Here is a 22,158-nt window from a genome sequence, read left to right on the forward strand (position 1 = left end):
TGGGCGCAAAGTGCGCCCGGTTCGTGACCTGCGGCCCGGGGGCGGGGTGCGCGCGGGCGTCCGCCGAGATTCGCGCTGAGCGACAGAACTCGCGGCCCCGAGCCCGAGCGGTGTCGCTGGGCGCGAAACCCGGCCGGGCGCGCGGGCGCCCCGCCGGCCAGCCGGCTCCGGGCCGCTACCGGATCGGCGTGGCTCCGCCGGTCACGGTGACGCCACCAGCCGCCGGCACGTCGACGAGCAGCAGACTCGGCCGTCCGACATGCCGACCCTGACGGATGACGACACGGTCGCCCGCGGAGGCCCGTCCCACCGCCCGCAGGTACGCGCCGACCGACGCGGCCGCCGATCCCGTCGCCGGGTCTTCGGTGATGCGGCCGACCGGGAAGAGGTTCCGCGCCTCGTACACGGCCGGGCCCGCTGCCGGAGTGGGACCGGCACCCGTCATCTTCCCCGGACCCCCGGTCTCCCCCGGGCCGGCCGTCTCGCCCGGGCCGACAGGGTGCAGCACGGTGACGGTCGCCGGCCACGAGCTCCGCCGCATCAGCTCGGCGAGGACGTCGGGCGCAAACCGGAACTGGTGGAACAGGTCCTGGTCGGCCAGGACGAGCACGGGGTGCCAGTTGCCGGCGAAGGCCTCGAGTGGTGGGTGCCCCGCGTCGAGGTCGTCCAGCGTCAGGCCGAGCACCGCGAGCAGCGGCATCAGGCGTTCGTCCGGCAGGCCCCGGGTCGCGGGCCCGACGCTGGTCATCGCGACCTGGACACCGGCCGTGGTGTCGCTCGCCCGCAGGACGACGTCACCCGAGGCCGTGGCGAACACCCGCCGACCCGCCCCCTGCCGCTCGGCGATCGCCACCGCGAGGGCCACCGTCGCATGGCCGCAGAACGGCACCTCGGCAGCCGGCGAGAAGTACCGCACCCGGACCCGGTCGCCGACGACGCCGGTGACGAACGCGGTCTCGGAGTACCCGACGCGTCGGGCGATCGCGAGCATCTCGTCGTCACCGAGTCCGGCCGCGTCGAGGACGACGCCCGCCGGGTTGCCGCCGGTACCACCGGCCTCCGGGTCGGCGAACGCGGTGTACCGGAGGACCTCGACGGGCTGCACCGTCCGAGCGTACCGACGGCACCCGCCCGCACCCAGCGCCGCACGTGCCGCCGTCGACCGCACGCCGGAACTCGCGCTCAGCGACCCCGCTCGCGCTGACCGACGCGAAGGGTGTCGCTCAGCGCGGATCCACGCCGGTCGCACCGGACGGACCGGTCGAACCGGACGAACGGTCGCACCGGACCCGGCGCGCCGCCGTCAGTGCGCGATGAGCATCGTGCTCGCCCGCGGCGACAGCGCCGCGTCGAGCACCAGGCAGGCCGCCCCGACCGCGGCGACGTCCGTGCCGCGTCGGCTCTCGACCACGGTCACCGGGTGTTTCGGCACCAGGATCGGGGACCCGGTGATCGCCGCGGCGGCTGCCGGGAGGGCCGCGGTCGCGATCCGGGACCAGAACGGTCCGCCGAAGACCACGCGGTCCACGTCGAGCAGGTTCACGATGACGACCACCGCCCGTCCCATCACGGTGCCGACCTCGGCCGCGAACGTCGTCGCGACCGGGTCGCCGGCCGCGATCGCCGCGCCGATGGCGTCCCACGCCCGGTCGACGGCTGCCAGGTCCACCGCGACGCCCGCCCCGGCCTCGCCCGCGCTGCCCGCGCCGGCGCCCGCGCCCGCGCTGCCCGCACCCGCGCCCACGCCCGCGCCGCCGAGGTCCACCCCGCGCTCCACGGCGATCCGCACGAGCCGGTCCGGTGTCACCGTCGCCCCGACCTCACCACGCCCACCGGCACTGTCGGGCGTCCCCGCGAGGAACCCCTGGTCCACCATGATGTGTCCGGCGTCCCCGGCGTTCGCACCCGCACCCCGGACGGGCTCGTGGTCGACGACGAGCCCGACGCCGAAGCCGGTGCCGAAGTACACGAACGCGAAGTCCCGGGCCGCGGACTCCCGCGCCAGGAACATCTCGCCGACGGCGGCCGCCGTGACGTCCTTCTCCAGCAGCACCGGGTAGCCGGTGGCGTCGCCGAGGGCGTCCCGGAGTGCCACGTCCCGCCATCGCGGCAGGAACGGCGGGTCGAGCACGACACCCGCGGCCGCGTCGATCGGACCGGGCGACGCGATGCCGACCCCGAGCACGGTGTCCGGCGCGACGCCGGACCGGCGGACGAGCCCGTCGACGGCTGCGGCCATGGTGCGGACGACCTGGTCCGGGTCCTCGGCGCTCGGCGTCGAGGTGGTCGACTCGGCGACGACCGCGCCGGCGAGGTCGAGCAACACGTACGTGACGACGGCGGGATCGACGTGCACGCCGATCGCGAACCGGCTCCGCGCCTCCAGTCTGAGGATCGTGCGCGGCTTGCCGCGGCCGGAGACGACAGTTCCGGACTCGACGATCATGCCGGCGTCGATGAGGAACCGCGTGACGTTCGAGACGGTCTGTGGGCTGAGGCCCGTCCGGGCCGCGAGTTCGACGCGGCTCAGGCCCTCCGGCGACCGGCGGACGGCATCCAGCACGACCGTGCGGTTGAACCCACCCAATGACGGCAGGTTCGCCCCACGCCGATGCTCCGCCATCCCGCGACCATACCGCCGTGTGACGACGGCTCCGGCGCATCGCTGGCTTCTCACCCGCCTGCACCGTTACCCTGACCGACATGACGGACCTCCGCCTCGAAGAACTCTCCGCAGCGACCGTCGCCGCGGCCAACTCCCTGACCCTGAAGCCGGGGCAGGAGCAGTTCGTCCAGCCCACCTCGTACGCGCAGGCCGAGTCGGACGTCAAGCCGAGCGCCGCCTGGCCCCGCGTGGTCCTGGACGGGGACGAGGTCGTCGGCCTCATCGTCGGCAGCTTCGACGCGGAGAACGCGCAGGAGGAACTCCGCAGCTGCATCTGGCGCGTCAACGTCGCGGCCAACGCGCAGGGGCGCGGGGTCGGTCGATTCGCCGTCCACGGACTGGCGGAGGAGGCCCGCAAGCGCGGCTTCGAGCGCCTCACCGTCGTCTACGAGCCGGGCACCGGCAGCCCCGAGGCGTTCTTCGAGGCCATCGGCTTCACCGTCGTGGGTGAGACGCAGTACGGCGACCACTTCGCGGCCCTGACGCTGTAGTGCCGGAACCGGTCGACTTCGGGGCCGAGGTCGCCGCGGTCGTCCGGGCCATCCCGCCGGCGCACGTGATGACCTACGGCGACGTCGCCGCGGTGCTCGGGTCGCGTGCGTCCCGCGCGGTCGGCAAGGTGATGGCGCACGAGGGCTCGGACCTACCGTGGTGGCGGGTCGTCCGTTCCGGCGGGCTGCCGCCGGTCCACCACGAGGCGCGCGCACTGGAGCAGTACCGCGTCGAGGGCACGCCGCTCCGGTGGTCGCGGGACGGCGCGTCCTGGAGGCTCGACATGCGGCGGGCGCGCTGGTCGCCGTCCGGGGACGGCTGGACAGACGACGGTCCGCCCGACGAGCCCGACGAGCCCGACGGCCTCGGCGGCTAGCGCTTCCGAGTGGTCGTCGCGGTGCCGGGCCGGACGTCGAACCGCGTGCCCTTCGCGTTCGGCGGCAGCAGGAACATCACGAACAGCACGAGCGACCCGATGCCCGGCAGCACGTGCAGGAACTGCCAGAACCCGGACAGGTTCGCGTCGTGCAGCCGCCGAGCGCCGAGTGCCAGCCCGCCGATGAGGGTGATCAGCGCCCAGAGCACGAACAGGTAGGACCCGACGGGGTTCTCGAGCAGCGGTGCATCGGGGGTGAAGGCCTGCGGCACGAGCTGCAGCACCAGACCGATCGCGAACGAGGTCAGCCACCACCACCAGAACTCGGCGCGCGAGGCCCGGCCGGTGAACACGGTGTACTTCCGCCAGAACCGTCGGACGGCCTCGGCGAAGGGCGCTCCGTAGAGGGGATCGCGGAGGGCGACACCACCCGGCTGCACGTCGTTGTCGCTCATCCCCCCACCCAACCACGCCGTCCCGCCGGACTCCGGACGGGACGCGCCCCCGGACGCACATCGCGCCCCGTCGGAACGGGGCGCGATGGGCGTGGCGGGGCAGAGCGCAGCGGTCGTCAGACCAACGAGTCGCGCCAGGCCGCGTGCAGCTGCGCGAACCGTCCGGTCCCCGCGATGAGGTCGGCGGGCGTGCCGTCCTCGACGATGCGGCCGTACTCCATCACGAGCACCCGGTGGGCGATCGCGACCGTGGACAGTCGGTGCGCGATGATCACCGCGGTGCGGTCGGCGAGCAGGGTCTCCAGGCCCTCCTGCACCAGACGCTCCGACGGGATGTCGAGCGACGCCGTGGCCTCGTCGAGGATCAGCACCTTCGGGTCGGCGAGGAAGGCCCGGGCGAACGAGAGCAGCTGGCGCTGCCCCGCCGACACCCGGCCACCGCGCTTGTTGACGTCGGTGTCGTACCCGTCCGGCAGCGCCATGATGAACTCGTGCGCGCCGACGGCCTTCGCCGCCGACTCGATCTCCGCACGGGAGGCCCCGGGTCGACCGAGCTCGATGTTGTCCGCGACGGACCCCGAGAACAGGTACGCCTCCTGCGTCACCATCACGATGGCGCGGCGCATGTCCTTCGGGTCGAGGTCCCGCAGGTCCACGCCGTCGAGCGTCACCGTGCCCGAGGTCGGGTCGTAGAACCGGGCCATCAGCTTCGCGAGCGTCGACTTGCCGGCACCGGTGGACCCGACCAGGGCGATCGTCTGCCCGGATGGGATGTGCAGGTCGAACTCCGGCAGCACGACCCGGTCGGCCGTGTACGCGAACTCCACGTGGTCGAAGTCGATCCGACCCCGGGCGTCCGGCAGCTTCGTCGGCTTCGTCGGGTCCGGCACGCTCGGCCGCTCCTCGAGCACGCCGGAGATCTTCTCCATCGCCGCGGATGCCGACTGGTAGCTGTTGTAGAACATCGCCAGTTCCTGCGCCGGGTCGAAGAACCGCTTGGCGTACAGGGCGACCGCGAGCAGCGCGCCGATCTCCAGCGATCCACCGACGACCCGGAAGCCGCCGACGATGACGACGGCAGCCAGGGTGGCGTTGCCGATGAGGACCAGGCCCGGGTCGAAGATCCCGAACAGGTTGAACACCCGGGCGTTCGCCTGCCGGTTCTGCTCGACCTGGACGCCGTACTCGGTCTCGTTGCGGGACTCCTTGCGGAACGCCTGCACCGCGCGGATGCCCGTCATCGTCTCGACGAAGTGCACGATCACACGGGCGCTGGTCGTCCGGGTGGAGCGGAACAGCTGCTGCGAGCGCTGCTGGAACCACCGGGTCAGGAACCACAGCGGGACGAGGGCGATCGCGAGCACCAGGCCCGAGGTCGGGTCGAGGAACACCAGCGCGACTGCGGTGAACACCATGTACAGGACGCCCTGGATGAGCTGGTTCAACCCGGAGTCGAGCAGTTCCCGGATGGAGTCCAGGTCGCTCGTCTGCCGGGAGATGATCCGTCCCGACGTGTACGTCTCGTGGAACTCCAGCGACAGCCGCTGCGTGTGCAGGAACACCCGCTTCCGGAGGTCGAACAGGATCGCCTGACTGATCCGGGCCGCCAGCACCGTGTACCAGGCGGTGAGGACCGCCCCGACGATCGCGATGGTGATGTAGAGCCCGACGACGAGGAACGCCGGCATCCAGTCGTCACGGTCGAGCACGGCGGGCAGGGCGTTGTCGATGCCCCACGCGATGAGCGTCGGGCCGGCGACCTGTCCACCGGTGGAGAGCACCACGACGACCGCGATGCCCCAGAGCCGGGCCTTGAGCGGTGCCGCGAGGGAGCTGAGCAGCGTCAGCGACCGGCGGCGCAGCCGACGGCTCTCGGCCTTCGTGAAGTCCTCACGCTCCTCGCCACGTGTCCCGTGGACGGTGATGGACGCGGTGACCGGAGCTGCCGCCTCGGCCGCCTGCGTGCCGGTGCCGACCTGCGCCACCGGCACCGAGCCTCCCGTCGGTTCCTGGTCGACGGTCAGGGGCTGGTCGTGGTCGGTCTCGTTGCTCATGCCATCGCCTCCTCTCGGTCCTCGGCGTCGTCGTCGTCGAGCGACGAGATGACGAAGCGGTAGTGCTCGTTGGTGGCCATCAGCTCCGAGTGGGTGCCGACGGCGGTGACGCGGCCGTTCTCCATGAGCGCCACGCGGTCGGCGAGGGTCACGGTGGACGGGCGGTGGGCGACGATCAGTGACGTCGTCTCGGCGAGGACCCGGCGGAGCCCCGCTTCGACGCGTGCCTCGGTGTCGACGTCGAGCGCGGACAGCGGGTCGTCGAGGACGAGCACGCTCGGCCGCGCCGCGATGGCCCGGGCGAGCGCCAGGCGCTGTCGCTGACCGCCGGAGAGGGACAGCCCCTCTTCGCCGACGCGGGTGTCGACACCCTCGGGCAGGTCGTCCACGAAGGACGCCTGCGCGATGTCGAGCGCCTCGCGCATGACCCGCTCGGCTTCGTCCCCGGACAGGTCGGGCCGACCGAGCAGGACGTTGTCCCGCACGCTCGACGAGAACAGGGTGGCGTCCTCGAACGCGACGCCGACGTGCCGACGGAGTTCGGCGCGGGACAGGTCGCGGACGTCGACGCCGTCGATCGTCACCGATCCGCCGGTCACGTCGTACAGCCGCGGGACGAGCGCCAGCAGGGTCGTCTTGCCCGAGCCGGTGAGGCCGACGAGCGCCATGGTCTCGCCGGGACGCAGCTGCAGCTCGACGCCGTTCACCAGGTCGGGGAACTGCGCCGGGGAGTCCTGGTAGCGGAAGTGCGTCGCGTTGAAGGCGAGTGCCCCGTGGGGTTCTGCGATCGTCTTCGGCGACTCCGGGTCCGTGATCGTGTTCTCGGAGTCCATGACCTCGAAGAACCGGTCCACGGCGGTGCGGGTGTCGAACGTCATCGACAGGAAGAAGCCGATCGACTCGATCGGGAACCGCAGCACGGTGGCCGTCGCGAAGAACGCGAACAGCTGGCCGACGCTCAGCTCCCCCTGGCTGGCGAGCCAGATGCCGGCGAGCAGACACAGCGCGAACGCCACGTCCGGCACGAGCAGCAGCCAGAACCAGATCGCCGCGATCGCCTTGGCCTTCTCGATCTCGGTGCCGCGCAGCTGTTCGGCCTGCTCGGCGAACTCGTCGAGCTTGTACCGACCGCGGCCGAACGCCTTGAGCACGCGGATGCCGTGCACCGACTGCTCGACACTGGTCGCGAGGTCCCCGACCTGGTCCTGACTGCGTCGGGCGACGACCGAGTACTTGCGCTCGAACAGCACGCTGTTCACCCAGACCGGGATCGAGGCGACCAGGAAGATCAGGCCGAGCTGCCACCCGAAGGTGAACAGGACACCGAACCCGATGACGATCGTCACGACGTTGACGACCAGGAGCACGATCCCGAAGGCGAGCCAACGGCGGATCAGCGACAGGTCGGACACCGATCGGGACAGCAGCTGCCCGGACTCCCACCGGTCGTGGAAGGCGACCGGCAGGTCCTGCAGCTTCGCGTACAGCGCGTTGCGCATGCTCGCCTCGATCCGGGTCGACGGCCGCATGACCATCTTCCGACGGGAGGCGATGAAGAACGCCTCGAGGACGCCGAGCGCCAGCACGCCGAGTCCGGCGGGCCAGATGCGGCTGCCGTCACCGGACGCGAGCGGTCCGTCGACGAGCGCCTGCAGCACGTAGGGGATGACGAGCGCGACGACGGAGGCGCCGAGCGCTGCCAGCATCCCGCCGAGGAGCCGCCATCGGTACGGCTTGACGTAGGGCCAGATGCGCGCGATGGCGCGGGCGGTGGATGGGCGCGCCGGTGTCGGCGCCGGTTCCCGGTGGTGTACCTGGGACATGCGTGTGCGTCCTCGTGCTTCGTACGGGCGCCGGTGCGGTCAGGTTGCGTCTGACCGGACGGGAGGCCCGGGGTGCGTTGCGTGGTCTGGTCGGCCGGGTGCCCGTTCGGGTCCACCGCGACGGCGCGCGGCGTCCCTCCGGTTCCGTCGGCGCCGCTGGGACGACGTCGCCCGTGGGGCGGGTGGGGCCGGTCGTGCGCCTAGGCGGACGGCGGCGTCGGGACGCCGGGAGCGGCCGTGCCGATGGACGTCGATCGCGTCCGGGCAGCCGTTGCGGTGGTGCCGGTCGTCGTGCCCATCGTCACTCCAGTCTCGTCGTCGTCACCGTCGTGCCCGCGGTGCTGCCGACCTGAGAAGTCGTCAGCGATGAGGTCGCGGAGCCTTGCAGACTATCGGCAGCGACTCTCAGGACGCAACCAGGATCTCGTGCCGGTTGCGCCCTGGTCGACGCGGGGTCGAACTGGACTCAGTGGAAGAAGTGCCGCTCGCCCGTGAAGTACATCGTCACGCCGGCAGCGGTCGCAGCCGCGATGACCTCGTCGTCGCGGACGCTCCCGCCGGGCTGGGCGACGGCACGGACGCCCGCGTCGAGCAGCACCTGCAGGCCGTCGGCGAACGGGAAGAACGCGTCGGACGCCGCGACCGAACCGGCAGCGCGGTCCCCGGCCCGGTTCACCGCGAGGTGGCACGAGTCGACCCGGTTGACCTGCCCCATCCCGACACCGACGCTCGCGCCCTGGTTCGCCAGGAGGATCGCGTTCGACTTCACCGCGCGGCTCGCCTTCCACGCGAACGCCAGGTCCGCCAGGGTCTGCTCGTCGGCCGGCTCGCCGGAGACGAGCGTCCACGTGGACTGGTCGAACGTCGTGAAGCGGTCGGCGTCCTGCACGAGGAACCCGCCGGAGATCTGCTTGACCTCTCGCTCGGCGAGGGCGAAGTCACCCGGCAGCGTGAGCAGCCGGATGTTCTTCTTGCGGGACAGGACCTCGAGCGCCTCCGGGTCGAACGCGGGAGCGACGACGACCTCGGTGAAGATGTCGGCGATCGTCTCGGCCATGCCACGGGTCACCGTCCGGTTCGCCGCGATGACGCCGCCGAACGCCGACAGCGGGTCGCAGGCGTGGGCAGCCGCGTGCGCCGAGGCGATCGGGTCACCGGCGTCGGGCGCCGCCACCGCGATGCCGCAGGGGTTGGCGTGCTTGATGATCGCGACGGCCGGCTCGGTGAAGTCGTACGCAGCACGGACGGCGGCATCGGCATCGACGTAGTTGTTGTACGACATCTCCTTGCCGTGCAGCTGCGTCGCCTGGGCGATCCCGGTGCCGTTCGTGCTCGTGTAGAGCGCCGCGGACTGGTGGGCGTTCTCGCCGTAGCGGAGCGTCGCGGTTCGGTCCGCGGACAGCGTGAGGTGCTCCGGGAACGCGCTGGGGGCCTCCTGGCCGTCGTGCTCTGATGCCGCGGACGTCGCCGACGTTGCCGACGGGGCCACGACCTCGGACGCGAAGTAGCTGGCGACCGCGGTGTCGTACGCCGCGGTGTGACCGAAGGCCTGCGCGGCCAGACGCTTGCGGAGTTCCAGGGTCGTGCCGCCGGCACGGACGGCTTCGACGACCTCGGCGTACGAGGACGGCGACACCACGATCGCGACGTTCGGGTGGTTCTTCGCGGACGCGCGGACCATCGCCGGGCCGCCGATGTCGACGTTCTCGACCACGGTCGCGGTGTCGGCGCCCGAGGCGACCGTCTCGACGAACGGGTACAGGTTCACCACGACCAGCTCGAACGGGGCGATCCCCAGGTCGGCGAGCTGCTGCTCGTGCGACTCCAGCCGCAGGTCGGCGAGCAGGCCCGCGTGCACGGCCGGGTGCAGGGTCTTCACGCGGCCGTCGAGCGACTCCGGGAAGCCCGTGACGCTCGCGACGTCGGTGACGACGTACCCGGCGTCACGGATGGTCTGCGCGGTGGAGCCCGTCGAGACGAGTTCGACGCCGGCGTCGGCGAGCGCGCCGGCGAGCTCGAGCAGCCCCGACTTGTCGCTCACCGAGATGAGGGCTCGACGCACGGGCACGACGTCCCGGTCGCGGTACAGGCTGGGGTCGGCGGCGTGCACGCTCATGCGGGGGTGGTGCCCTTCAGGTCGATGTGTCCGTTGGCGATGTCGAGGACGGTCTGGATGAGCAGCCGACGTTCGACGGGCTTGATGCGGTCGTGCAGGGTCGACTCGGTGTCGCCGGGCAGGACCGGGATGCGCTCCTGCGCCAGGACCGGACCGCTGTCGACACCGTCGTCCACCGCGATGACGCTCGCGCCGGTCTGGGTGACGCCGGCGGCCAGCGCGTCCCGGACGCCGTGCGCTCCCGGGAACTCCGGCAGGTACGCGGGGTGGGTGTTGATGACCGACGGCCCGAACTCGGCGACGACCGCGGGCGGGAGCAGGCGCATGAGCCCGGACAGGACGAGCAGGTCGGGCGTCCACGGGCGGATCTGCTCGGCGAGCGCTGCACCCCACTCGGCTCGGGTGGCGTACCGGGTGTACGGGACCGTGAAGGTCGGGATCGAGTAGTGCTCGCCGAGCTGCAGGCCCTCGGCGTCACGGTCCGCCCCGATCGCGACGACGCGGGCGGGGTACTCGGCATCACGGGTCGCCTCGAGCAGGGCTCGGAGGTTCGACCCGGTACCGGAGATCAGGACGACCAGTTCGAGCACGGGGACAAGCCTAGCGGGGGCGGGTGCTGCCGGGCGCGTGGGCAGGCTGACCGTACGGCGTCCATCGTCGTCACCGGTCGTCCGCGGTGACATCTGGTACTGGAGTGTGTAGCGTCAGATCCTCGCCCAACTCGTCCTCGACGCAACGATCCGGAGTCATCGTGATCCTTTCCCTCCCTCCCCTCGCCATCGCCGGTCTCGCGGCCGTCGTCTCCTTCGCGGGCGCACTCGTGCCGACGCATCCCGCCGACGCCGCATCCGTCATCGACACTCCTGCCGCCGCTGCTGCTGCAGCAGCCGCACAGGAGGCGGACCCGGTCCTCAGTGCGCTGCAGGCTTTGGAAGGGAAGCAGTCCGCCGCGGAGATCGATCGGATCGTCGACACCGGACACGTGGTCGCCACGTACACCGAAGGCACCTCGTCGACGATCGTCGCGGCCGTGGACCTCGGGCCGGCGTCTCGCGGACTCTCCTTCGTCGCACCCGGCTGCAGTGCCGACAGCCTGTGCGTGATGAACACGAGCAACTCGCCGAGCGCCTCCACCGGCGTGGGATCGCTCACCGGAACGTGGAATCGCATCAAGAGCGCCGCCGCCCGAGGCCGCAACGCCCGCTTCACGTGGAGCGGCGGCGCGCTCACCGTCGGCGCCGGGCAGATCAACTACTTCGGCTCACCCGTCACGATGACGAAGGCCAGCAGGTGACCGGCTGACCTTCGCTCAGGCGTCGTCGTCGCCCTTCGGCTTCCGCCACCATGGCAGCTCGTCCTCGGGGATCTGGTCCGTCGTGTCCCAGGTCGTCGCCCGTGGCGCGGGTCGCGCCGGCGGTTCCGGGTCGACGTCGTCACGGCCGGCGACGAACTCCTCGGTGCTCCACGGGAAGGCCGGCTGTTCGTCCGTCCGCGGGACGGGAGGTGCCTCCCGCCGTTCCGCAGGACCGGCCGCGGCGTTCGTGGACGACTCGTCCGCTGGACGACCGGCACCGCCCGCACGGTGGCGCAGGTCGTCCGCACGGTCACGGAGGCCACTCGCACGGTCGCGGAGGTCGCCGGCACGGTCGCGGGCACCGGACGCGGCAGCCCGGAGGCGTGCGCGCATGCTGCCGACGGCCGGCGCTGCTGCTGCGCGGTCGTCGAGGCGCTCGGCCGCGACGGCGTCGGTCCGTGCCCAGTCGGGCAGGTCGACGTCGGTGGCGACGGCAGCGGTCGAGACGGCGGTGGGGGCGGGTGCGGGCGCTGCGTCCGCCGAGCGGTCGTCCTCGTCCTCGTCGACGGCGTTCGGCGATCGGTCCGTCTCCGCGTGCGCGGTCGTCACCGCGTCGTGCTGCTCGTCGACCGAGAACCGATGGACTCCGGTGGTGCGTCCGGCGCCGGCGGACTCTAGCGCGGCGATGAGCGAGCCGTGCTCCGGAGTCGCGTCGGCGGTGGCGAGGTCGTCCTCGGTCTCGTGCCAGCGCTCACCGATCCACGAGCGCTCGGGCAGCCGGACCAGGTCACTGCCGATCGCGAGCGCGATGAGGGCGGGGATGCCCACCTCGAGCGCGGCGAACCCGCCCACGGCCAGCGCATGCGGTCCGACGTCGGCCAGGCGCCCGGGTCCGACGGAGCCGGACGACATCCAGGCGAGGCCACCGATGACGACGCCCGCGACGAGTCCGGTCACGACACCACCGATCGCCCGGTACAGCGCCGAGTCGGCGGCACCGAGCATCCGCACCAGGCGCGGCCGCATCAGCCCGCCGACCGCGAAGCCCGCGACGACGGGGACCAGGATCCAGACGAGTCCGAACGTGTGCCCGGAGGTCGGCAGCGCACCGAGGACGGGGATCGCCGGCACCGGCCCCAGTGCCGTGCCGATCGGGGACACTGCGGAACCGGTGCCGATCGCGAAGCCCGGGCCGACGAGCCAGGCCGTGGCCCAGGCGACGAAGTCGGGGATGAACGCGAGTTGGCCGACGGTCAGGGCGAAGCCGCCGACCAGTCCGGCGTGCGAGCGTTCGTAGAGGGTGATGACCTCGGCGAACGAGACCAGCAGCACGAGTCCGACGAGCACTGCGGCGACGGCGACGACGCATGCGGTCGCGACCGTGCCGGCGCGCAGGCCGAAGCCGACGACGACCCGCCACAGGGTGGGGATCCGGTCGACCAGGTCGACGATGCGCGCGGTGACCGGGTCGGCGGCCAGGCCTCTGCGTCGACGGCAGACCTCGGCGGAGACGACCGCGGGGATCCCGAACCAGAGCGCCGGTGCGACGACCGCCTGCCAGGTGGTCGGGTGCGTGGCTGCGCTGGTCGAGCTCAGTGCGACGAGGAGCCCGAGGACGGCGACAGCGGCCGTCCCGACGAGGATGCCGGTCACGCGGTGCTCGGTCTCGGCGAACCGACGTCCGGCGCGCGCGCCCAGCCAGGCGGTGACGACGGCGAACCCGAGGGCGGCGAGACTCACCCCGATCGGCGCGGAGGCTCCGGACAACCCGGTCGCCTTCGCCGCGGCGGCCCCGAGCGTGAACGTCACGTCGACGCCGTGTCCGATCAGCCAGACGTTGCCGGCAGCGGTCCAGAACACGTCCCAGTCGACCTGGAGCCCGTACTCGAACGCCCACAGCAGGGTGAGCGGGACGAGCGCGATGCCCACGCCGACGCCGACCGTCACGATCGCTTCGATCACGGCGAGCAGAGCGGTTCCCAGGCGGTTCATCGCAGCGAGGATACGGCGGCCACCTCCGCGCTCGCGGGTGCCGCGCGGCTCCGCCGGAACACCGGGGCTCTTCAGCCGCACCGCGTCCGGGCGCGGCGCGATCGGAGGACACCGGTGTCGCGGGGACCAGCCCGACCACGAACGGACGGGAGGCGCGGTGCCAGCCGGCACCGCGCCTCCCGTCCGCAGGGGGCCTGCGACTACTTCGCCGCGACGACCTCGCGCAGCAGCGCGGCGGTCTCGGACGGCGTCTTGCCGACCTTGACGCCGGCAGCCTCGAGCGCCTGCTTCTTCGCCTCGGCCGTACCGGCGGAACCGGACACGATCGCGCCGGCGTGGCCCATCGTCTTGCCCTCCGGGGCGGTGAAGCCCGCGACGTACCCGACGACCGGCTTCGTGACGTGCGCCTTGATGTAGTCGGCGGCACGCTCCTCGGCGTCGCCACCGATCTCACCGATCATCACGATGGCCTCGGTCTCGGGGTCGGCCTCGAACGCGGCGAGCGCGTCGATGTGCGTCGTCCCGATGACCGGGTCGCCGCCGATGCCGATGGCGGTCGAGAAGCCCAGGTCACGCAGCTCGTACATCATCTGGTAGGTCAGGGTGCCGGACTTCGACACGAGACCGATCGGGCCCTTTCCGGTGATCGTCGCCGGGGTGATGCCGACGAGCGACTCCCCGGGGGTGATGATGCCGGGGCAGTTCGGCCCGATGATCCGGGTCTTCGCGCCGAGGGCCTTGGCGTGCGCCCAGAACTCGGCGGAGTCCTGCACGGGGATGCCCTCGGTGATGACGACGACCAGCGGGATCTCGGCGTCGATGGCCTCCATCACGGCGTCCTTCGCGAACGCCGGCGGGACGAAGACGATCGAGACGTCGGCACCGGTGGTGTCGATGGCTTCGCGCACCGAACCGAAGACGGGCAGCTCGACGTCACCGTGGGTGACGGTCGTGCCGGCCTTGCGGGCGTTGACACCGCCGACGACGTGCGTCCCGGCCTTGAGCATGAGGGCGGTGTGCTTCGTGCCCTCACCGCCCGTGATGCCCTGGACGATGACCTTGGAGTCCTTGTTGAGGAAGATCGACATGGTCAGTCCCTTCAGGCCGCTGCGGCGGCGAGTTCGGCGGCCTTCTCGGCCGCGTCGTCCATGGTCGCGGCGACGGTGACGAGCGGGTGCGCTGCCTCCGCCAGGATCCGTCGGCCCTCTTCCACGTTGTTGCCGTCCAGGCGGACGACGAGCGGCTTGGTGGCCGCGTCGCCGAGGATGCCGAGGGCGGCGACGATGCCGTTCGCGACGGCGTCGCAGGCCGTGATGCCACCGAAGACGTTCACGAAGACGCTCTTCACCTGGGGGTCACCGAGGATGACGTCGAGGCCGTTGGCCATCACCTCTGCTGAGGCACCGCCACCGATGTCGAGGAAGTTCGCGGGCTTGACCCCGCCGTGACGCTCACCGGCGTAGGCGACGACGTCGAGCGTCGACATGACGAGCCCCGCACCGTTGCCGATGACGCCGACCTGGCCGTCGAGCTTGACGTAGTTGAGGCCGTGGGCCTTCGCCTTGGCCTCGAGCGGGTCCTCGCTGGCGGTGTCCTCGAGTGCCCCGTGTCCCTCGTGGCGGAAGTCGGCGTTCTCGTCGAGCGTGACCTTGCCGTCGAGCGCCAGGATCTGGCCGTCACCGGTGCGGACGAGGGGGTTGACCTCGACCAGGGTGGCGTCCTCACCCGCGAACACGTCGTAGAGCTTCACGAAGACGCTCGCGACCTGGTCGACCAGCTCGTCCGGGAACCCGGCCTGGCGTGCGATGTCGACCCCGGCCTCCTGGTTGATCCCGGTCAGCGGGTTCACCTCGACCCGTGCGAGGGCTTCGGGCTTCTCCACCGCGAGCTGCTCGATCTCCATGCCGCCCTCGACGCTGACGAGCGACAGGTAGGAGCGGTTCGCGCGGTCGAGCAGCACCGAGAAGTAGAACTCCTCGGCGATGTCAGCGCCCTGCGCGACCATCACGCGCTGCACGGTGTGGCCCTTGATGTCGAGGCCGAGGATCGCCTGTGCGTGCTCGAACGCCTCGTCGGGGGTCTTCGCGACCTTGACGCCGCCGGCCTTGCCGCGACCGCCGACCTTCACCTGCGCCTTGACGACGACGACTCCGCCGATCTGCTCGGCCGCCGCCTTCGCCTGCTCGGGGGTGTCGGCGATGATGCCCTGCAGCACAGGGACGCCGTAGGACTCGAAGAGGTCCCTGGCCTGGTACTCGAAAAGATCCACGCTGTTCTTCTTCCCGCACGGTTCGTGCGATCGGCATCGGTCATCCGGTCGCGTCCTCCTCATCGAGGGTCGCTCGATGTCGAGACGACGGCCGCAGCCGAGCCTAGCGCTGGCAGGTGGACGCGCGGTGCCCGGCGGGGAACGCGCGGCCCAGGCCGCCTCGGACCCACGTCGTCCGGGGTACGCCGTCTCCGGGCGACCGACCAGGCCCGATCGTGCACCGTCGATCGGGTGCAGAACGATCTCCGTACCCGTGCCGCCGACGTCTTCGGTTGGGAACTCCGCGATGCCCAGGAGACCGTGGTCGACGCGGTCCTCGCCGGACGCGACGCCCTGGCGCTGATGCCGACCGGTTCGGGCAAGTCCGCGATCTACCAGGTCGCCGCCCTGGCCCTCGACGGCCCGGTCGTCGTGGTCTCGCCGCTCGTGGCCCTGCAGGAGGACCAGGTCGTCGGCATCGAGGACCACCCGGACGCGCCCCGTGCCGTCACGATCAACGCCACCCGGGCGCACCGGGAGCTCGACGGCGCGTGGCAGGCCGTCGCCTCCGGAGATGCCGGCTACGTCTTCCTCGCCCCGGAGCAACTCGCGAAGGACGACGTCGTCGACCGACTCCGGGACGCCGGCGTCGCGCTGGTCACGGTCGACGAGGCGCACTGCGTCTCGAGCTGGGGGCACGACTTCCGTCCGGACTACCTGGCCCTCGGCGAGGTCGTCGAACGCCTCGGCCGTCCGCCGGTGCTCGCGATGACGGCCACCGGGTCGACGCCGGTCCGGAAGGAGATCGTCGAGCGCCTCGGGATGCGCGACCCCCTCGTGCTCGCCACCGGGTTCGACCGGCCGAACCTGCGCTTCGAGGTGCAGCGGCACACGGACGAGGACGAGAAGCGTGAAGCCGTCATCGCCCAGGTCGCGGGGCTCGAGGGTGCCGGCATCGTCTACGTCGCCACCCGTGCCGAGACCGTGCTCTACGCCGACGAACTCGTCGAGAGGGGCCGGCGGGCGAAGGCCTACCACGCGGGGCTCCGGGTGCGGGACCGCGAGCACGTGCACCACGAGTTCCTCGACGGCGACCTGGACGTCGTCGTCGCCACGAGCGCGTTCGGCATGGGCATCGACAAGCCCGACGTCCGCTTCGTCGTGCACGCCGACGTCCCCGAGTCGGTGGACGCCTACTACCAGGAGGTCGGCCGGGCCGGACGGGACGGCGACGTCGGTCTCGCGACCCTGCACTACCGGTCGGAGGACCTCGGGCTGCGCCGGTTCTTCGCCTCGGGCTCACCCCGTCCGGCATCGCTCCGCGCCGTGTTCGACGCGGTGCCCGCTGACGGCGCCGTCGCCCGCTCCGAGGTCGCCGAGCGGGCCGGGCTCGCCGCACGCACCGCGGGACGGGTCGTGAACACCCTGGTCGACGCCGGTGCGCTGGTCGACGACCGGGACGGCCTGCGTCGGGCACCGCACGGCCCGGCGGACGCCGCCGCGGCCGCCGAGCTCGCCAGGGCGCACGCGAAGGAGCGGGAGCGGGTCGAGGAGTCCCGGATCGAGATGATGCGTCGCTTCGCCGAGACGAACGGTTGCCGTCGGCAGTTCCTGCTCGGCTACTTCGGCGACGAACTGCCCGAGCCGTGCGGCAACTGCGACACCTGCTCCGCGGGCACCGCGACCGACGCCGACGCACACGGGGCGGACGGGTCGCACGACGCCGAGTGGCCGCCGGACGCGCCGGTCGAGCACTCCGAATGGGGCCGTGGAACCGTGATGAGCACCGAGGACGACCGGCTGACGGTGTTCTTCGAGTCCGCCGGCTACCGCACGCTCGCCCTGGCCGACGTCACCGAGCGGCACCTGCTCGAACGGGTCTGAACCAGCCGCAGCGGGCGGTCCCCCCGGGGGCGGGAGGGGGAAGGCGCGGTCGCTCGACCACCCGTCGGCGACCGCGCTCCACTCCCCCGAGCACGTGCAGTAGACACCGGGAGTGTGACCCGTCGGTGTCCACCGGGTGAACGGCGCGCGAACCGGCCACGATCAGTCCCGCGGAGCTCCGACGGTGCGCCGAGCGACGCGGTGCGTCCCCCGGGCACCGCGCACACTCCCACCGGCACCCGGGTACCAAGGACCGGTGGGCAGGACGGCGCACCGCAGACCGCGCACGGCAGGCGCGCACCGCAGATCGAGCCCACACGCATCAGCACGACGACCGACAGGAGCGACCATGTCCGACCCCGGCATCACCCCAGGCGACGAGTTCAGCGACGGCGTCAGCGACTCCGACGACGAGGGCCGCGCCGACGACGTCGACCGCGAGTACGTCGGCGGCTTCGAGACCGACGACGCCGAAGAGGCGCTCGAGACCGTCACGAACGACGCCGTCGCCGGCGAGACCGTCGAGCCCCAGCTCGGTGACGGCACCGACGACGGCCCGACCGGTGGCGCCCCGAACGAGGGCTCCCCGGACATGTGGGAGCACGGCGACGAGCGCCCCGACCTCGGCGGCGACCTGGGCACGAAGCCGCTCTGAGCTGCCCGACGCCGACCTGACAGGACGACGCTGACCGTGACCGGACGACGGACGGGAGGCCCGGTGCGCGACGTGCGCCGGGCCTCCCGTCCGTGTCCTGCTCACGACCAGAGCCGCGCGCTCCGCCGGTTCCTCGCCGACAGCACGCCCGTCGCGGCGGGCGGCCGCGCGATCCTGCTGCAGATCGCCGATCCCGTGGTGGCGGCCGGGGTCCGGCGCCACTCGGACTTCGCCAGGAGACCGCAGCAGCGCCTGGCGCACACCCTGATGTACGTCTACGCGGTCGTTGTCGGAACCCCCGAGGACGCTGCCGTCGCAGCCTCGTTCGTGGCCCACGCGCACCGCCCGGTGACCGGCGCCGACGACCCGGACCGCCAGCTCTGGGTCGCGGCCACGCTCGTCGACTCGGCGATCCGGACCCACCGCCTGCTCGGCATCCCCGTCGACGACGCACGGGCCGAGGACGTGCTCCGCGCCTACGCGCCGATCGCGACGGCCCTGCGGGTCCCGGCCGAGCGGTGGCCGGACTCGATGCCGGCCTTCGAGCAGTACTGGGCCGCGTCGCTCGCGCAGCTCCGGGTGACGGACGACGCCCGCGGTGTGGTGCGCGACCTGCTGCACCCGCGACACGCGCCGGCATGGGTGCGCGCGGCGATGCCGGTCGTGCGGATCGTCACGGTGGGGATGCTGCCCGCGGCGGTGCGGTCGCAGTACGGCTTCGCGTGGGGGCCGCGCGAGGCTCGACGCTTCCGCCGGACCGTGACGGGCCTCCGGCTGTTCCGCGCGGTGCTGCCCGGCGCGCTGCTGCGACTGCCGGGGCCGCTGCTCATCCGCGCGATGCACCGGACCGCCCGCCGGTACTCCGCGCACTGAAGCGGGTCGAACCACTTCTTGTCGCTACGACAAGAACCGTGGTACGGTCGGGTCATGGCAGTCGAACTCAGCACCCGGACCCGCTCCGGCCAGCCGGTCACCCCGACGTTCACCACGATGCGGTTCCCCGCCGGTGAAGCGCACGTCAAGGTCGCCGCAGGTCCCGACAGCGACGCCGCAGGCGCCCCCGACCTCGTCGAGGTCGCGACCCTGCGCGGCACTTCCGGCGACGACCTGGTGATGCTCGGCATGTGGGCGGACGCGGTCCGACAGCGTGGATCGCGATCGGTCGCCCTCGTCCCCTACCTGCCCGGTGCCCGACAGGACCGTGGCCTGCCGTTCGGCGCGAAGGTCTACGCCGACGTCCTCAACGGGTTCCACATCGACCAGGTGATCGCGTTCGACCCGCACTCGCCGGTCATCGTCGACCTCGTCGATCACCTGACCGTGGTGACCAGCGACCGCATCGTCCGCGACGAGGTCGTCGGCGCACCCGGCACCGACCAGCGCTACCAGGGCATCATCGCCCCGGACGCCGGTGCGGTCGCCCGGGCCACCGCGGCCGCCGACGCCTGCGGTCTGCCGGTGTACCGCGCCGAGAAGCACCGCAACCCGGACACCGGGAAGCTCGACGGCTTCAGCTGCGAACCGCTGCCCGACACCGGTCGGTTCCTCGTCGTCGACGACATCTGCGACGGCGGCGGCACCTTCATGGGCCTCGCGGGCAGCACCGGGCTGCCGAAGGAGCGGCTGGGCCTCTGGGTCTCGCACGGTGTCTTCTCCGGCCGGGCCGCGCAGCTCGGCGACCACTTCGGCGAGATCGTCACCACCGACTCGTACCCCGCGCAGAACGCCATCGAGGGCCTGCGCACCGTCCCCCTGACCCCGTACCTCACCGAGGAGATCCGATGACGAACGCCGGCACGACCACGACCACCGCCACGACGACCACCGGCCTCGACCCGCGGATCACCACCGCCAGCCCGATCGCCCCGCTCCTGGCCGTCGACGGCTACAAGCACTCGCACCGGCAGCTCTACCCCGAGGGCACCACGCGGATCCTGATCAACTGGACCAACCGGTCGAACGCCCACATGCCGGACTCGACGCACGCGGTCGTGTTCGGCCTGCAGGCCTTCGTCCAGCGGTTCCTGGTCGAGGCGTGGGCGCCGTTCTTCGCCGCCGACGAGGAGCTGGTGTGCGACCTGTTCCAGCAGGCACTCGAGGGGTACTTCGGCCCGAACTCCATCGGCGTCGACCACGTCCGCGCCCTGCACCGGCTCGGGTACCTGCCGCTGGAGATCCGCGCCCTGCCCGAGGGCACCCTCGCCCCGATCGGCGTGGCCACCCTGACCGTCGAGAACACGGTCGATGCGTTCTCCTGGCTGCCGAACTACATCGAGACCGCACTGTCGGCATCGATCTGGCACCCGTCCACCGTCGCGACGAAGGCCCTGGAGTACCGCGACCTCATGGAGGACTGGGCCGAACGGACCGGCGCGGACCCGGCGAGCATCGACTTCGCCGCACACGACTTCTCGTTCCGCGGGCAGACCAGCATCGAGTCGGCCGCGGCATCCGGCGCCGGACACCTGCTCTCGTTCCTCGGCACCGACTCGATGCCGACGCTCGACCACATCGCCCGCTACTACCCCGGCGACAACGGCTGGGTGGCGGCGAGCGTGCCGGCGACCGAGCACAGCGTCATGTGCGTCCGTGGCGCCAACGGGGAGCTCGAGACCTTCGAACAGATCCTCGACGTGTACCCGACGGGCATCGTCTCGGCGGTCAGCGACGGCTTCGACCTGTTCAAGGTCCTCACCGAGGTGCTCCCGCAGCTCAAGGACCGCATCACGGCCCGCGACGGCAAGCTCGTCATCCGCCCGGACTCCGGCGACCCGGTCGACATCGTCACCGGCACCGTGCACGGCGTCGACGAGGCCGAGCTGTTCGCCGCCGACCGCAGCGACGAGCAGAAGGGCGTCGTCGAACTCCTCGACGAGCTGTTCGGCCACACGGTCAACGAGCGCGGCTACAAGGTCCTCGACCAGCACATCGGCGTCATCTATGGCGACAGCATCACCCTCGACCGCGCGCGCCGGATCTACGAGCGCCTCGCCGCGAAGGGCTACGCCAGCGACAACGTGGTGCTCGGCATCGGGTCGTACACGTACCAGTTCATGACCCGCGACAACCTCGGCAGCGCCGTGAAGGCCACCTGGGCCCTGGTCGACGGCGAACCGGTCGACATCCAGAAGGACCCGAAGACCGGCAGCGGCAAGAAGAGCGCCAAGGGCCGGATCGCCCTGCACCGCGACGCGACCGGTGAGATCCGGCAGACCGACCAGGCGACGCCGGAGGACGAGGCGACCAGTCTGCTCCAGCCGGTGTGGGTCGACGGGCGGTTCACGGTCCTCCAGTCCTTCGCCGACGTCCGCGAGACGCTCCGTCGTGAGCGGGCCGACCGTGCCGCCCGACGTGCAGCTGCCGCCGGCACCGACACTGCCCCGGCGGCGGCGAACGCGTGACCGGGGCCGCCCCGGCGGCGGTCCGCGACCAGCCGCTCATCGCTGTGGACGTCGTCCTCGTCGCGTTCGACGACACGGGTGACGGGGCCGATCCGGGTGGCCTCCGGGTCGCCACCGCCAGGCGGCGGTACGAACCGTTCGTCGGACGGGAGGCGCTGCCCGGCGTGCTCCTGGACGGTCCGGAACTCCTCGCCGACGGTGCGCGACGCGCCCTGCGGACCAAGACCGGGACGGACGCGGCGGCGGTCCGGCACCTCGCCCAGATCGGGGCGTTCGACGGACCCGAACGGGACCCGCGGAGCGCCGCGATCAGCATCGCGTTCCTCGCGGTCACCGCCGGCACGGCCGCTGTCTCCGACGCCGTGGTCTGGCACGACGCGGTGGGGCTGCCGCTCGGGCTGCCGTTCGACCACGACCGGATCATCACGGCAGCGCTCGACCACGCGCGGACCCGGCTCTGGTCGGACGGACCGCTGACCCGGGCGCTGCTCGGCGAGCGCTTCACCACGCCGGACGCGGCACGGCTCGTCGTCGCCCTGACCGGGGTGGCACCGGACCCGGGCAACCTCAACCGGGCGCTCCGCACGAACCCGGCACTGACCCGGCTCGACCCCGCGGCGGAACCGGTCGTCCGTTCCGGTGCCGGGCGGGGCGGGCGTCCCCCGGCAGCCTGGACGTGGACGGACTGAGCGCGGTTGAGTGG

At 72.1% G+C, this 22,158-nt stretch carries 19 protein-coding genes; 9 read left to right on the plus strand and 10 right to left on the minus strand.

The genetic code is table 11. The features are described from left to right. Window positions 1–175: 175 nt before the first annotated feature. Both DEJ33_RS15505 and DEJ33_RS15510 read right to left on the minus strand, forming a co-directional pair. A complete protein-coding gene (locus DEJ33_RS15505) occupies window positions 176–1,105 on the minus strand; it encodes a PhzF family phenazine biosynthesis protein (RefSeq protein WP_111195462.1) in 930 nt (309 codons plus the stop codon). A gap of 198 nt (window positions 1,106–1,303) precedes the next feature. After that, complete coding sequence (locus DEJ33_RS15510; protein WP_111195463.1) at window positions 1,304–2,623, minus strand: ROK family transcriptional regulator; 1,320 nt, start codon at window positions 2,621–2,623, stop codon at window positions 1,304–1,306. Between the two features lie 80 nt (window positions 2,624–2,703). Here DEJ33_RS15510 and DEJ33_RS15515 point away from each other — a divergent pair, with 80 nt between their 5' ends. Continuing rightward, entirely contained in the window at window positions 2,704–3,156 is a 453-nt protein-coding gene (locus tag DEJ33_RS15515; protein WP_111078713.1) for a GNAT family N-acetyltransferase, read from the plus strand. Continuing rightward, on the plus strand, window positions 3,156–3,533 hold the full coding sequence (locus DEJ33_RS15520; protein WP_111195464.1) for an MGMT family protein: 378 nt from the start codon (window positions 3,156–3,158) through the stop codon (window positions 3,531–3,533). Before DEJ33_RS15515 ends, DEJ33_RS15520 begins: the two co-directional genes overlap by 1 nt. Here the strand turns inward: DEJ33_RS15520 and DEJ33_RS15525 are convergent. From DEJ33_RS15525 to purN, 5 genes are all read right to left on the minus strand, one after another. Continuing rightward, complete coding sequence (locus tag DEJ33_RS15525; RefSeq protein ID WP_111195465.1) at window positions 3,530–3,988, minus strand: DUF805 domain-containing protein; 459 nt, start codon at window positions 3,986–3,988, stop codon at window positions 3,530–3,532. The genes DEJ33_RS15520 and DEJ33_RS15525 overlap by 4 nt on opposite strands. A 116-nt stretch (window positions 3,989–4,104) precedes the next feature. Then, window positions 4,105–5,913, minus strand: a complete 1,809-nt coding sequence (locus tag DEJ33_RS15530) for an ABC transporter ATP-binding protein (protein WP_111195484.1) — start codon at window positions 5,911–5,913, stop codon at window positions 4,105–4,107. Window positions 5,914–6,038: 125 nt separating this feature from the next. Then, window positions 6,039–7,865 (minus strand): ABC transporter ATP-binding protein, encoded by a 1,827-nt coding sequence (locus DEJ33_RS15535; RefSeq protein WP_111195466.1) that lies wholly within the window; start codon window positions 7,863–7,865, stop codon window positions 6,039–6,041. Between the two features lie 466 nt (window positions 7,866–8,331). Next, window positions 8,332–9,981 carry a bifunctional phosphoribosylaminoimidazolecarboxamide formyltransferase/IMP cyclohydrolase gene (gene purH / locus DEJ33_RS15540; RefSeq protein WP_111195467.1) on the minus strand — a complete coding sequence of 550 codons (1,650 nt, stop codon included), beginning with the start codon at window positions 9,979–9,981 and terminating at the stop codon, window positions 8,332–8,334. After that, window positions 9,978–10,571, minus strand: coding sequence for a phosphoribosylglycinamide formyltransferase (gene purN, locus DEJ33_RS15545; protein ID WP_111195468.1), 594 nt, complete (start codon window positions 10,569–10,571; stop codon window positions 9,978–9,980). Before purN ends, purH begins: the two co-directional genes overlap by 4 nt. A gap of 161 nt (window positions 10,572–10,732) precedes the next feature. Here purN and DEJ33_RS15550 point away from each other — a divergent pair, with 161 nt between their 5' ends. Next, window positions 10,733–11,275: a hypothetical protein gene (locus tag DEJ33_RS15550; RefSeq protein ID WP_111195469.1), complete on the plus strand. Its 543-nt coding sequence runs from the start codon at window positions 10,733–10,735 to the stop codon at window positions 11,273–11,275. 15 nt (window positions 11,276–11,290) lie between these two features. Here DEJ33_RS15550 and DEJ33_RS17725 read toward each other — a convergent pair whose 3' ends face one another. The 3 genes from DEJ33_RS17725 to sucC all read right to left on the minus strand — a co-directional run bounded on the left by DEJ33_RS17725 (window position 11,291) and on the right by sucC (window position 15,536). Further along, complete coding sequence (locus tag DEJ33_RS17725; RefSeq protein ID WP_111195470.1) at window positions 11,291–13,267, minus strand: DUF6350 family protein; 1,977 nt, start codon at window positions 13,265–13,267, stop codon at window positions 11,291–11,293. Between the two features lie 200 nt (window positions 13,268–13,467). Beyond that, complete coding sequence (sucD, locus tag DEJ33_RS15560; protein ID WP_110903496.1) at window positions 13,468–14,355, minus strand: succinate--CoA ligase subunit alpha; 888 nt, start codon at window positions 14,353–14,355, stop codon at window positions 13,468–13,470. Between the two features lie 11 nt (window positions 14,356–14,366). Then, complete coding sequence (sucC, locus tag DEJ33_RS15565; protein WP_111078721.1) at window positions 14,367–15,536, minus strand: ADP-forming succinate--CoA ligase subunit beta; 1,170 nt, start codon at window positions 15,534–15,536, stop codon at window positions 14,367–14,369. Between the two features lie 231 nt (window positions 15,537–15,767). Between sucC and DEJ33_RS15570 the strand changes: the two genes are divergently transcribed. From DEJ33_RS15570 to DEJ33_RS15595, 6 genes are all read left to right on the plus strand, one after another. Further along, complete coding sequence (locus DEJ33_RS15570) at window positions 15,768–17,399, plus strand: RecQ family ATP-dependent DNA helicase (RefSeq protein ID WP_111195471.1); 1,632 nt, start codon at window positions 15,768–15,770, stop codon at window positions 17,397–17,399. Window positions 17,400–17,748: 349 nt separating this feature from the next. Beyond that, window positions 17,749–18,054, plus strand: a complete 306-nt coding sequence (locus tag DEJ33_RS15575; protein WP_111195472.1) for a hypothetical protein — start codon at window positions 17,749–17,751, stop codon at window positions 18,052–18,054. A 63-nt stretch (window positions 18,055–18,117) separates the two neighbouring features. Continuing rightward, window positions 18,118–18,927 carry an oxygenase MpaB family protein gene (locus DEJ33_RS15580; protein ID WP_181437329.1) on the plus strand — a complete coding sequence of 270 codons (810 nt, stop codon included), beginning with the start codon at window positions 18,118–18,120 and terminating at the stop codon, window positions 18,925–18,927. A gap of 54 nt (window positions 18,928–18,981) precedes the next feature. Next, window positions 18,982–19,839, plus strand: a complete 858-nt coding sequence (locus tag DEJ33_RS15585) for a ribose-phosphate pyrophosphokinase (RefSeq protein WP_111195474.1) — start codon at window positions 18,982–18,984, stop codon at window positions 19,837–19,839. After that, on the plus strand, window positions 19,836–21,455 hold the full coding sequence (locus tag DEJ33_RS15590) for a nicotinate phosphoribosyltransferase (protein WP_111195475.1): 1,620 nt from the start codon (window positions 19,836–19,838) through the stop codon (window positions 21,453–21,455). Before DEJ33_RS15585 ends, DEJ33_RS15590 begins: the two co-directional genes overlap by 4 nt. Beyond that, on the plus strand, window positions 21,452–22,144 hold the full coding sequence (locus DEJ33_RS15595) for an NUDIX hydrolase (RefSeq protein ID WP_111195476.1): 693 nt from the start codon (window positions 21,452–21,454) through the stop codon (window positions 22,142–22,144). The genes DEJ33_RS15590 and DEJ33_RS15595 overlap by 4 nt, the downstream gene beginning before the upstream one ends. The last annotated feature ends 14 nt before the right edge of the window (window positions 22,145–22,158 follow it).

It is taken from the genome of Curtobacterium sp. MCPF17_047, assembly GCF_003234045.1.
Lineage (GTDB): Bacteria > Actinomycetota > Actinomycetes > Actinomycetales > Microbacteriaceae > Curtobacterium.